The sequence below is a fragment of the Sphaerisporangium viridialbum genome (assembly GCF_049674955.1).
GTDB classification, from domain to species: domain Bacteria; phylum Actinomycetota; class Actinomycetes; order Streptosporangiales; family Streptosporangiaceae; genus Sphaerisporangium; species Sphaerisporangium viridialbum.
Genome location: NZ_CP187232.1, coordinates 1,987,240 through 2,001,301, shown reverse-complemented (window position 1 = coordinate 2,001,301; position 14,062 = coordinate 1,987,240). Strand labels below are relative to the sequence as shown.

13 protein-coding genes are annotated in these 14,062 nt (G+C 70.9%); 5 read left to right on the top strand and 8 right to left on the bottom strand.

Annotation, left to right across the window (positions count from 1 at the left end; genetic code table 11):
• Nucleotides 1-176: 176 nt before the first annotated feature.
• The 4 genes from ACOZ38_RS08910 to ACOZ38_RS08895 form a co-directional block, all read right to left on the bottom strand.
• On the bottom strand, nucleotides 177-857 hold the full coding sequence (locus ACOZ38_RS08910) for a hypothetical protein (RefSeq protein ID WP_424529615.1): 681 nt from the start codon (nucleotides 855-857) through the stop codon (nucleotides 177-179).
• Between the two features lie 99 nt (nucleotides 858-956).
• Complete coding sequence (locus ACOZ38_RS08905; protein ID WP_424529614.1) at nucleotides 957-1,904, bottom strand: zinc metalloprotease; 948 nt, start codon at nucleotides 1,902-1,904, stop codon at nucleotides 957-959.
• 71 nt (nucleotides 1,905-1,975) lie between these two features.
• Nucleotides 1,976-2,233, bottom strand: coding sequence for a DUF3039 domain-containing protein (locus ACOZ38_RS08900; RefSeq protein WP_358551528.1), 258 nt, complete (start codon nucleotides 2,231-2,233; stop codon nucleotides 1,976-1,978).
• Between the two features lie 114 nt (nucleotides 2,234-2,347).
• Nucleotides 2,348-3,919, bottom strand: coding sequence for a DHA2 family efflux MFS transporter permease subunit (locus ACOZ38_RS08895; RefSeq protein WP_424529613.1), 1,572 nt, complete (start codon nucleotides 3,917-3,919; stop codon nucleotides 2,348-2,350).
• A 137-nt stretch (nucleotides 3,920-4,056) separates the two neighbouring features.
• Here ACOZ38_RS08895 and ACOZ38_RS08890 point away from each other — a divergent pair, with 137 nt between their 5' ends.
• Nucleotides 4,057-4,719 carry a TetR/AcrR family transcriptional regulator gene (locus ACOZ38_RS08890; protein ID WP_424529612.1) on the top strand — a complete coding sequence of 221 codons (663 nt, stop codon included), beginning with the start codon at nucleotides 4,057-4,059 and terminating at the stop codon, nucleotides 4,717-4,719.
• Here ACOZ38_RS08890 and ACOZ38_RS08885 read toward each other — a convergent pair.
• Nucleotides 4,662-5,240 carry a YqgE/AlgH family protein gene (locus ACOZ38_RS08885; protein WP_358551534.1) on the bottom strand — a complete coding sequence of 193 codons (579 nt, stop codon included), beginning with the start codon at nucleotides 5,238-5,240 and terminating at the stop codon, nucleotides 4,662-4,664. The genes ACOZ38_RS08890 and ACOZ38_RS08885 overlap by 58 nt on opposite strands.
• A gap of 184 nt (nucleotides 5,241-5,424) precedes the next feature.
• Between ACOZ38_RS08885 and ACOZ38_RS08880 the strand changes: the two genes are divergently transcribed.
• Nucleotides 5,425-6,135: a hypothetical protein gene (locus tag ACOZ38_RS08880; RefSeq protein WP_424529611.1), complete on the top strand. Its 711-nt coding sequence runs from the start codon at nucleotides 5,425-5,427 to the stop codon at nucleotides 6,133-6,135.
• 47 nt (nucleotides 6,136-6,182) lie between these two features.
• On the opposite strand, the gene ACOZ38_RS08875 is transcribed toward ACOZ38_RS08880, so the two are convergent.
• Both ACOZ38_RS08875 and ACOZ38_RS08870 read right to left on the bottom strand, forming a co-directional pair.
• A complete protein-coding gene (locus ACOZ38_RS08875) occupies nucleotides 6,183-7,592 on the bottom strand; it encodes an NAD-dependent malic enzyme (protein WP_424529610.1) in 1,410 nt (469 codons plus the stop codon).
• A 240-nt stretch (nucleotides 7,593-7,832) separates the two neighbouring features.
• Nucleotides 7,833-8,804 carry a tetratricopeptide repeat protein gene (locus ACOZ38_RS08870; protein ID WP_424529609.1) on the bottom strand — a complete coding sequence of 324 codons (972 nt, stop codon included), beginning with the start codon at nucleotides 8,802-8,804 and terminating at the stop codon, nucleotides 7,833-7,835.
• Between the two features lie 166 nt (nucleotides 8,805-8,970).
• Here ACOZ38_RS08870 and ACOZ38_RS08865 point away from each other — a divergent pair, with 166 nt between their 5' ends.
• Complete coding sequence (locus tag ACOZ38_RS08865) at nucleotides 8,971-10,689, top strand: S8 family serine peptidase (RefSeq protein WP_424529608.1); 1,719 nt, start codon at nucleotides 8,971-8,973, stop codon at nucleotides 10,687-10,689.
• 75 nt (nucleotides 10,690-10,764) lie between these two features.
• Here the strand turns inward: ACOZ38_RS08865 and ACOZ38_RS08860 are convergent, their stop codons facing one another.
• A complete protein-coding gene (locus ACOZ38_RS08860) occupies nucleotides 10,765-11,286 on the bottom strand; it encodes a MarR family winged helix-turn-helix transcriptional regulator (protein ID WP_424536973.1) in 522 nt (173 codons plus the stop codon).
• Nucleotides 11,287-11,638: 352 nt separating this feature from the next.
• Between ACOZ38_RS08860 and ACOZ38_RS08855 the strand changes: the two genes are divergently transcribed.
• Together ACOZ38_RS08855 and ACOZ38_RS08850 are read left to right on the top strand one after the other, a co-directional pair.
• The gene (locus ACOZ38_RS08855; protein WP_424529607.1) at nucleotides 11,639-13,303 is read left to right on the top strand and encodes a hypothetical protein; all 1,665 of its coding nucleotides are present in this window, start codon (nucleotides 11,639-11,641) and stop codon (nucleotides 13,301-13,303) included.
• Between the two features lie 36 nt (nucleotides 13,304-13,339).
• Complete coding sequence (locus ACOZ38_RS08850; protein ID WP_424529606.1) at nucleotides 13,340-14,029, top strand: DUF4230 domain-containing protein; 690 nt, start codon at nucleotides 13,340-13,342, stop codon at nucleotides 14,027-14,029.
• The last annotated feature ends 33 nt before the right edge of the window (nucleotides 14,030-14,062 follow it).

The window sequence follows — 14,062 nt, the reverse complement described above, 5'->3', positions numbered from 1 at the left end:
CGGACCGCCGGGGCGTGGCCGCCACTGATGATCTTGTCGCTGCGCTCGTTTCGCTCCCTCACAGTGAAGCCACCATAGTGGGGACCACCGACAAGACGTGCCGACCCTCGGGGATTCTCGCCACGCCGCCCTCGCCGTGCTAGGAGGGCTCGCGCCGTCACGCACCGTGACTTCGGCTACCTCAGGCCCCTGACGACGGCGTCGATCTCGGCCCGCCGCGCCGGGTCGTCGGGCTGGGCGAGGCCGAGCACCACCACGCTGCGGTCGTCCTTGGTGAGAAGTGTCACGCGAAGGTAAGAAGGCTGGTTCACCACGTCGGTGTAGCCGGCGCGCAGAGCCCGTGAGTGACCGGAGTACCCGCCCACCGTGATGGGACGGTCGTCGACGACATCGACGGTGTCCCCGTGCAGCAGCAGCCGCCCGTACAGGTCGGCCAGGTCGAGAGTGGCGGCCCTCGGCCCCGACACCGCGACGGAGTCCGCCGGCCGGGTCATGACCAGCGCGGAGCCCCCCGCGGTGGCCACGGAGGTGAACCCCGTGACCGGCGGCACCGTTCCGCGCCGCCATCCCTGGGGCAGCGGATAGCTAACGCCCGCCGCAGGGTCCGCGACGTCCACCTGCGGGCCGGGCGCGTGCAGGAGGCTCACGACGAAGGCGACGCTGCCGGCGACCAGCGCGACGCCCGCCGCCAGTGCCAGCGCGAAGACCAGCGCCCTCCTGAGCCAGGGCGGCACCCTGACCCGCGACGGCGGCGCGGGCGCGCCGTACAGGCGGGCCGACGGCGGAAGGCCCTCGGCCTCAGGCGGAGGCCACGCGCGATCGCCATACGGCCGTCGCTCGATGCGGTGCTCGTCCACGGCGCCTCCTCCCGTGCACTGAGTATCGGCACCGAAGGCACCCGTTCGTCAACGAGCACTTGATTATCGTGCGCAGAAACTATGGGAGCGGACCCGAGATCAGACGGCGGGGGCGCGGTAGGCGGTCCACATGTCGTGCATCCGCGCGGCCTGGCCGGCGGTGAACTCCGACATGCAGCGGTCGTGGGCGTAGTCCATGAAGTTGTGGATCGGGTCCTCACCGGTGTCGGGGCAGGTGTCCTTGCGCGCGGGACAGCCCTGCGTGGGGACGGCCTCGGGCGGGGTGTCGTCGACGGAGTCGCCCGGCTGCGCGCAGCCGTTCTCGAAGGTGTGCAGCAGCCCGAGCCAGTGGCCGATCTCGTGCACCGCGGTGTAGCCCTTGGAGAAGTCGCGCAGGGCCCCGCCCGGCAGGCTGCGCCAGTCGATCACGACGCCGTCGAGGCTCGGACGGCTCTGGTACCAGTGCGGATAGGTCGCGTAGCCGAGCACCAGCTCGCCGAGCTGGGCCACGTAGAGGTTGAGCGTCTCGGGCCCGCCCTTGCGCAGCCGCTGCTTCATCGCCGCCTCGTTGCCGAGCGGCTCGCGGAACCACGTGGGGTTGTCGGTGTGCGTCACGCCGCGAAGGACGAAGCGGATTCCGGTGTCGACCCCTCCCAGCCGCCCCCCGTACGCGGCGTTGAGCGTGTCGACCTGGGGGCCGAGGGAGGCGTCCGTGGCGCCCATGCGCCCGTCGGTGATCACGTGGATCCACAGTGGCACGGTGACCGTGACCGCCCGTGGCTCGGCGGCCTGCGAGGCGCGCAGCCGCCGGCGCATGCCCGAGAGCATGCGGGCGGCCTCGCGCGGGCCGAGCGTGTACGGCTCGGCCCCCCGCATATCGGGCTTGGCGACCCGTGCCCCCGGCGCGTGGCGGCCGGCCTCCCGCGTGTCGGCCCTCGGCGGCCGGGCATGCCCGCACGAGCGCGTGGCCGCCGCGCGGGCCGGGCCGGGCACGCCTGCGAGCGTGAACAGGCACACCAAAGACACGGCCACCGTGCGCCGCACCATGCACTCCCCCGTTGTTCCTGGTCGGAGTGCTGACGCTAGCTTCAGTGGCGCCGATCAGCCGGGAGCAACACTCACTTGCCGTCGCCCGGCTGGCCACCCAGCGGAAGCCCTTCGTAGATCTCTTTGCATTCGGGGCACACCGGGTACTTCTTGGGGTCGCGGCTGGGCACCCACACCTTGCCGCAGAGAGCCCTGATAGGCGTGCCGGTCACCATGCTCTCGGTGATCTTGTTCTTGTCGGCGTAGTGCGAGAACCGCTCATGGTCCCCCTCGTCGCCATGCGAGAGGTTCGGCCGCACTTCACTCTCGGGAAGGATCTTCGTGCTCACGACATCCGAGTCTACGTGCGCGCGGGCGCGCTCAGGCGGACGAATCCCTCACTCATGACGGTACGGCCCGCGCGGGCGCGCGAGCCGTACCGTAGGGCACCTTGGACCGGGCGGTCAGCCCACGTGGACGGGGGCGTCCTCGACCTTGCGGCCCGCCTTGACGAACAGCGCGAGGACGGCCGCGAGGACGGCCACCGCGACGGCCACGCCGAAGCCGAAGTGCATGCCGTCGAGGAACGACAGATGCGCGGCCCGCGTGATCGCCTCCGCGACGGGCTTGGCCGCCCCGGGCGGCACGGGCGCCACGCCGAGCGCGACGGCGTCCTTCATCGCGTCGATCTGGGCCCCGGTGGCCGGCATCTTGGCGTCGGCGAGGTGCCCTGGCAGGACGTCCGCGACCTTGGCGGTGATCAGCGCGCCCAGCACGGCGGTGCCGAGCGAGCCGCCCACCTGCATGGCGGACTGCTGCATGCCCCCGGCGACGCCGCTGAGCTCCACCGGCGAGTTGCCGACGATGACCTCGGTGGCTCCGACCATGACGGGCGAGAGGCCGAACGCGAGCAGCGCGAACGGGATCGCGGTGTCGACGTATCCGGCGTCGAGCCCGAGGCGCGACAGCAGGAACATCGAGGTGGCGGTGATGAGCATGCCTGCGGCGATGGGCACCCTCGGGCCGAACTTGCTCAGCGCGAAGCCGGCCAGGGGCGAGGCGACGATCATGCCGGCGCTCATCGGGAGCATGCGCATGCCCGACTCCAGCGGGGACAGGCCGTGCACGCCCTGGAAGAAGAACGTGAGGAAGAACATCGCGCCGAACATCGAGAAGGCCATCAGCACCATCAGCGCCGTGCCGATGGACACCGAGGCGTTGTGGAACAGGCTGAGCGGCAGCAGCGGCTCGGCCGCCTTGCGCTGCCAGAAGACGAAGGCGGCGCCCAGCACCACGGCGCCGGCGACGAACGCGATCGTCTTGGCGTCACCCCAGCCGTAGCCCGGCGCCTTGATGATCGCCCACACCAGGCAGAACATCGCCCCCGACAGCAGCGCCACGCCCGGAATGTCGATCTTCGACAGCGACTCGGCCTTGCTCTCCTTGATCACCCAGAGGCCGACGAGTAGCGCGATGACGCCGACCGGCACGTTGATGAAGAAGACCGACTGCCAGCTGACGTTCTCGACCAGCAGGCCGCCGACGATGGGGCCCGCGGCGCTCGACACGCCGATCGCCGCGCCCCAGATGCCGATCGCCATGTTGAGCCGCTCGGCCGGGAACGCCGCGCGGAGCAGGGCGAGGGCGGCGGGCTGGAGAAGCGCGCCGAACAGGCCCTGGAGCACGCGCAGGGCGATCAGCACGCCGATGGACGAGGTGAGGCCGATGGCCAGCGAGGTGAGGGCGAAACCGGCGATGCCGACGAGGAAGACCCTCTTGTGCCCGAAGAGGTCACCGAGCTTGCCCGCGGTGATCAGGAAGACGGCCAGGGCGAGCAGGTAGCCACTGGTGATCCACTGAAGATCCGAGAGCGATGCCCCGAGTTCCTTGCCGATCACCGGGTTGGCGATGGCGACGACGGTGCCGTCGAGCATTACCATGATCACGCCCAGCGCGACCGCGAGCAGCGTCAGCCATGGATGGCCGTGACCACGTCGGGCCGGCGCGTCTGGGCGCGCGGCCAGCGCTTGTGTCATGGAAGGGTCCCCCTGTTTCGATGAATGGTCAGCACTCGGTAATTTAAGTCAGTCCATGACAGATGACAAACTCTTTTATACGACAGATGGTGACTTGTGGCAGAATGTGAAGTGAAGGTTTCGAGGAGGTGTCTGGGATGGGTCTTCGGGAGCGCAAGAAGCACCAGACCCGCCTGGCGCTGATCGACGCCGCCTTCGAGCTGTTCCTGGCCCAGGGATACGAAGCCACCACCGTCGACCAGATCGCCGCCGCGGTGGACGTCTCACCCCGCACCTTCTTCCGCTACTTCGGCAGCAAGGAGGACCTCGCGCTCGACTTCACCGTGGAGTACGAGGAGCTCATCACCACCGCCCTCGTGGCCCGGCCCGAGGGCGAGCCCCCGCTGACGGCCCTCGCCGAGGCCTTCCGCGAGTTCATCCACATGATGGAGCGGACCGCCGAGGAGGACACCGAGCGGTTCCTCACGCACCGGCAGGTGATCGACGCGAACCCCGCGCTGCTGGCCACGAGCTTCGCCCGCATGAGCGAGACCGAGAAGCTGCTCACCGTCGAGATGGCCCGCCGCCAGGGTACGGATCCGGCCGCCGACCCGCGACCCCGGCTGCTCGTGGCCTTCGTCACATCGGCGATCCGCGTCGGCTTCGAGTGCTCCGTCGACGGGACCGCCCACCTCGGCACCCTGGTCGCCAACGTCGAGAGGACCCTGGCCCTCGCCGAGGAGGCGCTGCGCCCCGGCTGGGATCAGTTGAGCTTGGGGTCGTCCGGGCAGGTGGCCACGAAGGCCAGCTCGCCGGGCTGACGGCGCAGCACCGACCGCCAGAGGTTCGACGGGCGCGAGTCGAAGGTGTCGCCGGGCTCGGCCTCCACGACGTACCACGAGCCCTCGCGGATCTCGGCCTCAAGCTGGCCGGCCGTCCAGCCCGCGTAGCCCGCGAAGATGCGCATCTGCGTGATCTCGCCGGCCAGGATCTCGGGGGGAGCGTCGAGGTCCACCGTGCCGAGCTTGGAGACCGCCGAGGTGCCCGCGTGCAGCCTTCGCCACCCGAGAGGCTCCTCCCCGCTCGGCACCGAGGCCAGGGCCAGCGCGCTGTCGGTCTGCACGGGCCCGCCCTCGAAGAGCACAGGGGGCCCGCTCACGAGCGAATCCCACGATGGGAGCACCTGGGTCACGGTGACCTCGCTCGGCCGGTTGAGCATGACGCCGAGGGTCCCACCGTCCTCGTCGTGTTCGAGCACCAACACGACACCGCGCCGGAAATTCGGATCGTCCAGCAGTGGCGTCGCCACCAGCAGCCCGCCGACGTAGATCGCCTCCGCCATGCATCCATCATGACGCGTGATGCCCCGAACGCGCGCCTGACCCCCGCCAGAGACGGCTTTCACCTCGCGTTATGTTACCCATGGCGATCAAAGGGGAACTCTCCGTGACAGAGATCACCCGATGGAGGATCAGTTTGCGGAATCCGCGCCGTGCAGAGAGCCGCGAAGAGAGGGGAGGGCCCGAATGAACCGCCTCATACTGGTGGCCCTCATGGCGGTCGGCGCCGCCGTCGGCATCCCCGCGGTCCGCACCTCACACGCCGCGGGCTCGGCCGGGGACGGGCGCGACGGACGCGACCCGCGCGACGGACGCGTCCAGGTCGCCGTCTCCAGGGTCGAGTGCCCCGGGAGCAAGGCCAACGTCGTCATGACCGCGCCGCGCGACCACGGCACCGTGGAGTACTCCGTCTACCGGGGCAACACCCTCGTGCGCAACGGCGTGCTGTGGCCGGGCGTCGAGCGCACCATCCCCGTCTACGTCGAGCCGCGCTCCACCGAGCGCATCGGGGTCACGCTTGCGGGCCAGGGCACCACGAGATACCAGGTCTGGTCGCGCTGCGAGGCCGGCCAGGAGTCCTACGGCGAGTACCGCGAGTCGGTCTACAGCGAGAGCAGTGAGAGCGGCGACAGCGACGAGCGAAGCGGCGGCGGCCATCACGTCAACAGCCTGCGTGCCCACAGGTACAACCCTCTGCTCCGCAGGCAGCCGGTCGACCACCTGCCCTACACCGGGCCGCCCGCCGACCTCTACGGCAAGCTGGCGACCGCCGTGGGCCTGGTCGTCTTCGGCGGCATGCTGTGGTGGGTCGGCATGATCTGGCCGCGCCGCACGCCCGCCGAGCCGCTCCTGCGCCCGCGCTCGCCGTACGGGGGGCGCCGCTACCCGGAGCTGTAGGGCGCCCGCCGGGGCGCGGCGCCCGCCGCCATGGTGCCTACGCCCGCCTACGCCTCCGTCAAGCCCCGCACCTTGCCGCCCGCGGACTCCCGGACGGCCGCCGCGACCGCGCCGGCGACGTCGGGGTGGAAGACGCTCGGGATGATGTAGTTCGGCCCGAGCTCCTCCTCCGACACGACGTTCGCCAGGGCGTTGGCCGCGGCGAGCAGCATGGACTCCGTGACCGTGCGCGACTGCGCGTCGAGCAGGCCGCGGAAGACGCCGGGGAAGGCCAGCACGTTGTTGATCTGGTTCGGGTAGTCGGACCGGCCGGTGGCCACCACCGCGGCGTGCTCCCTGGCGTCGTCGGGCGACACCTCGGGCTCGGGGTTGGCCAGCGCGAAGACCACTGCCTTGTCGGCCATGGTGGCGATGTCGTCGCCGTTGAGGATGCCGGGGGCCGAGACGCCGATGAACACGTCGGCGCCCTTCACCGCGCCCCGCACGTCGCCGCCGTACCCCTCGGCGTTGGTGTTGTCGGCGATCCAGCGCAGTGAGTCGTCGAGGTCGTCACGGCCCTTGTGGACCGCGCCCAGGTAGTCGCAGACGACGACGTTGCGGGCCCCCGCCGCGAGGAGCAGCCGCAGCACGGCCGTGCCCGCGGCGCCGGCCCCGGCCATCGCGATCTTCACGTCGGGCAGCGCCTTGCCGACGACGCGCAGCGCGTTCGTCAGGGCGGCCAGCACGCAGATGGCCGTGCCGTGCTGGTCGTCGTGGAAGACGGGGATGTCGAGCAGGTCGCGGAGCCGCCGCTCGATCTCGAAGCACCGCGGCGCCGAGATGTCCTCGAGGTTGATGCCGCCGAAGCCGGGCGCGATGCAGCGGACGACCTCCACGATGGTGTCGACGTCCTGCGTGTCCAGGCAGAGCGGCCAGGCGTCGATGCCGGCGAACCGCTTGAACAGGGCGGCCTTGCCCTCCATGACGGGCAGCGCCGCCGCCGGCCCGATGTTGCCGAGGCCGAGCACGGCGGACCCGTCGGTGACCACCGCGACGGTGTTGCGCTTGATGGTGAGGCGGCGGGCGTCCTCGGGGTTGCGGGCGATGGCCAGCGAGACCCGGGCGACGCCCGGGGTGTACGCCATGGACAGCTCGTCACGGTTGCGCAGCGGCACCTTCGACTGCATCTCGATCTTGCCGCCGAGGTGCATCAGGAAGGTGCGGTCACTGACCTTGTGCAGGACGACGCCGTCGACGGCGTCGAGGCTGTCGACGATCGCCTGGGCATGGTCGGTGTCCTTGGCCGCGCACGTGACGTCGATGCGCAGCTTCTCGTGACCGGCATTGGTCACGTCGAGGGCGGTCACCACTCCGCCGGCGTTCTCTACCGCGTGGGTGAGCTGGCTGACGGCCTTGCCGCCTGCCGGCACCTCCAGACGGACGGTGATCGAGTACGACACGCTCGGCACGGTGGCCACGTCAATCCGCTCCTTTGCGGGTGCTTGTGGTCGCGCTCGCTCGGGTGCTCGATGTCGCGCATCCGGCTCGCCTGCTCCATTCGGGGATATCCATCGTGCCAGACCAGGCCGAGAGCTTCCGCCGTCCTACCACAAAGGATCACAGTTCAGGCCCCCGTCGCCGCGCGTTCGCGCGGCCATGAGTCGCTCCCGTGACCCTGTGGGGCACGGGAACGTGGCGCGGCGGAGGGGGCGCGGGGGTCAGAAGAGGGCGCTGGCGAGACCCCTGCGGGCCTTGGCGACGGAGGGGTCCCCCGAGGGGAGCGCGTCGAACAGGTCGAGCAGGTGGCGGCGCACGCGGTCACGCTCGTCGCCGGAGGTGCGGCGCACGAGCCGGACGAGGCGGTCGAACGCCTCGTCGACCCTGCCGCCGAGCATCTCGACATCGGCCGCCTGGGTCTGCGCCTCGACGTCGGCCGGGCTCTCGGCGGCCCGGCGGAACACGGCGTCGGGGTCGAGGTCCTGGGTGCGGCGCACGAGCCCCACCCCGGCCAGGCCGATCTTGGCGTCCGGGTCGGCGGGGGCACGGGCGAGCAGCCGCTCGTAGGCCGCCGCGGCGGCGTCGAGGTCGCCCTCCTCGATGGCCTGCTCGGCCGCGAGCAGGTCGGGGTCGGCGGGCGGCTGGGCCGGCTGGGCCTGCCGGCCCTCCTCGCCCGCCGGCGGCGCCTCACCCTCGGGCGGGAGGTACTGCGCGAGGGCCTGCAGCAGCTGGTCGAGCCACTGCCGCACCTGCGCCTCGGGGAGCGCGCCCTGGAAGCCCGTCACCGCCTGGCCCTGGAAGACGGCCAGCACGGTCGGGATGCTCTGCACCTGGAGCGCGCCGCTGATCTGGGGGCTCGCGTCGACGTCGACCTTGGCGAGCACCCACCGGCCCGCCGCCTCGGCGGCGAGCTTCTCGAGGATCGGGCTGAGCTGCTTGCACGGCTCGCACCAGGTGGCCCACAGGTCGAGGACCACCGGGACGCGCATGGAGCGCTCGATCACCTCGGTGGCGAAGGTCTCGTCGGTGACGTCGATGACCACGGCGCCGCCTGGCGTGGCCGGGGCGCCGCCGGAAGCGGCCTGTGCCGCGGCCGCCTCACGACGGGCCTGGGCTTCCAGTGCCTGCTTGCGCGCGCCGAGGTCCACGGCCCCCTGCAACGATGCCGGTCGAGTGAAGTCCGCTGGGCTCATAGTCCAATCCTGCCGCATCCCGCGCGTGCTCATGGTCGCGCCCGCCCCACGCCGGGGACGGCACCGCTATGTCACGCCTTTATCCCAACTTTTCACGGAACTGTCATAAGACGCGACTATCACGAAATATGGGCTCGGCATGAATTCAGCTCACATGGAGGTGGGTGTGAAACGCGTCATCGTCGTCTCCGCCGCTGCCGTCGTGATCGCCGCGACAGCGGCGTTCCCGGCGCAGGCCGGCCGAACAACGGCCGAGCCCGCGGCCACGACCCAGTACGTCGTCCTGTACAAGGAAGGCGCCACGGCGGCGAACGCCCAGAAGGCGATCGAGGCAGCGGGTGGCACCGTCGTCAAGGTGAACACCGCCGTCGGCCTCGCCACGGTCACCACAACGAACGCCGGCTTCATCTCGGCGATCAAGGACAACGCCGCGATCGACGGCGTCGCCCGTGATCGGGTCATCGGCAGCGTCCCCAAGTCCGCCGCGAGGACGGCGATCGGGGCCCGGGCGACCAACCAGGCGAAGGCCGTCGAGAAGGAGGGCCGCGAGCACGGGGCCGTCAAGCACGACCGCAACGCCAAGGCCGAGCCGCTCTCGGACCTTCAGTGGGACATGAAGCAGATCCACGCCGAAGAGGCCCACAAGTACGAGAAGGGTGACCCGAAGGTGCTGGTCGGCATCCTCGACACCGGCATCGACGGCTCACACCCCGACATCGCCCCGAACTTCAACCGGTCCCTCAGCCGGAACTTCACGGTCGACATCCCCTACGACGCCAACGGGGACGTGGTGGACGGGCCGTGCGAGGAAGAGCCCGACCAGTCCTGCAACGACCCGAACGACGTCGACGAGGACGGGCACGGGACGCACGTCGCCTCCTCGATCGCCGCGCCGATCAACAAGCTCGGCATCTCGGGCGTCGCTCCCGGCGTCACCCTGGTCAACCTGCGCGCCGGCCAGGACTCGGGCTACTTCTTCCTGCAGCCCACCGTGGACGCCCTGACGTACGCGGGCGACATCGGCGTCGACGTGGTCAACATGAGCTACTACATCGACCCGTGGCTGTTCAACTGCACCGACAACCCGGCTGACTCGCCGGAGAGCCGGCTGGAGCAGGCGACGGTCATCAAGGCCACCCAGCGCGCCCTGAACTACGCGCACCGGCACGGCGTCACGCTGGTCTCCGCGGCCGGCAACGGCGCCACCGACTACACCAAGGTGATCACCGACGCCTCCAGCCCGGACTTCGCCAGCGTGCCAGGCCAGGCGCCGTACTCCCGGACCATCCCGCCGAGCTGCGTCTCCATGCCGAGCGAGGGCGAGCACGTGATCTCGGTGTCCTCCACCGGCATCAGCAAGCGCAAGTCGTACTACTCCGACTACGGCAACGGGTACGTCGACGTGGCCTCCCCCGGCGGTGACGCCTACGACACCCCCGGCGGCACCCGCGACATCACCAAGGCCACGCTGTCGGCCTATCCCAAGTCCCTCGCCATCGCCAACGGCGAGATCGACGCCGACGGCAACCCGACCGTGAACTACGTGGTGAAGGACTGCGCGGGCGCCACCTGCGCGTACTACCAGTACCTGCAGGGCACCTCGATGGCCTCGCCCCGCGCGGCCGGCGTCGCGGCGCTGATCGTCAGCAAGTACGGGCACCGCGACGGGCGGAACGGCAAGACGCTCGACCCCGACGTCGTCGAGGCGATCATGAAGGGCACGGCCACCAAGACGCCCTGCCCGAACCCGCCCGCCTACACCTACACCCGCCACCTGCCCAGCGGCGCGACAGTCACGGCCACTCACACCTGTGAGGGGACCACGGCGTCGAACGGCTTCTACGGCAAGGGCATCGTCGACGCCCTGCGCGCCGTCAGTCTGTAACCCGGATCAGCCCGGTCACGGAGGGACCCATCCCCGCGGGGGTGGGTCCCTTCCGGCGTCCGGGGCCTTGCCGGGTCACTCGGGGGCGGGCTCGAAGTCTCCGGCGGCCACCCTTATGGTCCGCATGAGGCCGAACATCTCGGCGAGGTCGGACTCGCCGTACATCGTCATGCAGAAGTCGGCGGCCATCAGGTCGTCGGTCGCCCGCCGCACCACCTCGCGCCCCTTGCCGGTGATCTCGGCGAGCACCCCGCGCCCGTCCTTGGGGTTGCGCATGCGGCGGACGAGCCCGGCGCGCTCCAGGCGGTCGACGGTGTTGGTCACGCTCGTCGGGTGCACCATGAGCCGATCGCCGATGCGCGACAGCGGCAGCGCGCCCGTGCGGCTGAACGTCAGCAGCACGAGCGCCTCGTAACGCGCGAACGTCAAGTCATGCGGTCTGAGCAGCGTGTCCAGTTGCCCGAGCAGGATCTGGTGCGCTCTCATGATCGATGTGACGGCCGCCATGGCGGATGACGGCCCGAAACGGACACGCCACGTTTCGGCGGCGCGCTCAATGGGGTCGAACGGCAAGTTAAGCGGCTTCGGTACACCGATGGACACAACGCTACGCTAGCGCCTGCCCCGAGCACTGACGCAGGGTGACTGAGTTTCATGGGTTACCCAAGAAGCGGGACGACAAACATCACGCTCCGTTATGGTGTTCATGTCAAGAGGTGAGGCGCGGCAAAGCCCGGTCCAAAGCATGGGGAAAGCCGCGCCGTGCGACGCGAGGCGCGGCTATGCGATCCCGTGGACGCACGGCGTGGCGGGTTGGATCTGGCAGGGGTGCCAAGGGGCCGGCACCAGTGCCGACAGCGCCGCTCATCCAGGCACGGGGGGTCCTAAATGAAGATCATTGATGCAGCAGCACGGGCGGCGTGGCCGTATTTCCGGTCCACGCGGGGCCGTGCTTGAGCAGAGGGGCGTTTCACGCGAGGAGCTGAAGCACAGCGCGCTGGTGGCGGTAGGAATACTGCTCGCGCTGGGCCTGCTCGCCGCGTGGAGCGTCCTTGTTCCGGGCATTTCCGCATGGGAGAACATCGTCGTCGCGGTGATCGGCTCGCTCCGGCTGACCGGTCCCGTCGCCGCCGCGTTCGCCGCGTGGGTGGCCGTGCGCAAGCGGCGCGCGTTGCGCGGGCGGTTGCTGGGCACCTGGCAGGTGCTGAGAGCCCCGCTGGCGATCCTGGTGGTCGTCGTGGGCGCCTTCGGCGCGACCGTCACCCTGCTGGCGATGAAGGCCGTCCTGACCGAGCAGGCGGGCCATCTGGCGCCCACCGGCCTCGCCGTGGGCGCCGCCGGCCTGGCCCTCTACGCCGTGATCGGGTGGGTCACCGGCTGGGCCCTGCCCTGGACGGTCACGCCGCTGGTGGCGGGGGTCGCCTGCTACGGCCTGTTCACGTCGCTGGCCGGCGGCTCGGCCTGGGCGGTCAGGCTGGCGCCGAGCACGTCCGAGCCGTACGACCCGTTCGAGGGGCTGAGCCCGGCCGCGTTCGAGAACCAGACCCTCTGGCTCCTCGGCCTCACCGCCGCCGTCCTGCTCACCTGGACGGCGGCCGTCACCCGGCGGGCCCTCGCGCTCGCCGGGGCGATGCTGGCGGTCCTCGTGGCGGGTACGGGCATGGCGCGGCTGCTGAGCGAGCCGCAGGCCGTCGCCGCCACCGAGCCGATGGTCTACAGCTGCCAGGAGTGGCCGATCACGGTCTGCGTGCATCCGGGGATGCGCAGCGGGCTCACCGAGCTGGGGGCCACGTTCACCACGATCGCCGCCCGCCTGACCGGCACGCCCGGCGCGTTCGCCCGCGTCGAGCAGCGTCCGCGCGACGACGACGGCGTGCCGGGTCCCGGTGTGGTGCCGATCCACATCGACGACCTCACGCCCGGGTTCGCCTCGCGGGCCGCCGAGGAGTTCGTGGAGCGGCTGGCGAGCCCCTGTGGGGAGGGTCCCGCGGGCGGCTACCGCGCCATCGTGACGGCCTGGCTGCGCGGGGAGCCGCTGCCCAGCGGCCCGCTGCCCGGCCACCAGGCGGCGGCGGCATGGTTCTCGGCCCTCACCGAGAGCCAGCGCCGCGACTGGCTGCGCATGTTCTACACCGACTTCGCCACCTGCCGGCTGAAGGCGTCGCACTTCGGAGGGGTGGCCACCCAGCCGGTGCCCCGTCCAATGACCCGGGGGAGCGGCGGGCCGGTGACTCCCCCGCCCGGCGACGAGACGGCCGGCGGCTACCCCGCCCAGTCCCCCGTCCCCGGCTCCCCCTACCCCACGATGCCGAGCCCTTCCGGGCCGCCGTCCGCGACCACGTCCGGTCCCGGCACGTCCGGTTCCGGCACGTCCGGTCCTGGTACGCCCGGTCCCGGTACGTCCGGTTCTGGGGAGGAGCGGGCCACCGACGCCGGTGCGGGGACCGGCCGGCACTGGCGCGAGCCCGCCGGCCGTCCCGGCCCGGTGATCGCCCCGGGCGGGCGGGAGAGCTCCGCGATGGCCCCGGGCCGGCGCGGCTCCGGGTTGCTGGGCCATCGACACCACAGGGGGCTGGCTCTCGGGTGCCACACGAGCACCCGTTCCCGGACATGATGTGAGAAGACGCTCATCTCGGGAAGGAGAGTGGCCGTGAACCGCCAGACGTCGACCCCCCAGACGGCGGCTGCCGCGGGACCGGCTGAGCGCCGGTCCCGACGCGGCTGGCGCTACCTCGCGGGCTTCCTCACACTGCTGGTCATCCTCTTCGTGGGCGCGAGGCTGACCTGGTCATATCTCAATCCCTTCGGCGAGACGACGGTCGACAGGAGCCAGCCGGTGCTCCTGCAGTCGATCCAGAACATGAGCCGCTTCCAGGCCGCCAGCGGCAACTTCCAGGTCATCGTCGACCTGGAGAAGGACGCCGCCTTCCTGCCCGACGCCATCAAGGGCTCGCGCACCCTGTTCGTCGGCGCCGGAAGCGTGGACGCGTACGTCGACTTCTCCGCGATGGGCAAGGACGCGCTCACCGTCTCCCCCGATCGCACCGAGGTCACCGTACGGCTGCCGCGCGCGCAACTGGAGAAGACCAACCTCGACAACAAGAAGTCCTACGTCTACGCCCAGGAGCGCGGCATCCTCGACCGCGTCCAGGACATGCTGTCGAACTCCCCGCAGAACCAGCAGGAGCTCTACGTCCTGGCCGAGCAGAAGATCGCCGAAGCCGCCCAGGCCAGCGACCTGCGCGCCCGCGCCGACCAGAACACCAAGCTCATGCTCGAAGGCATGCTCAAGTCCCTCGGCTTCAAGAAGGTGACCGTGAAGTTCGCCGACGAGCCGTGAGGCCCGACCCCGGGTGACGACAGCGGGCCTCCG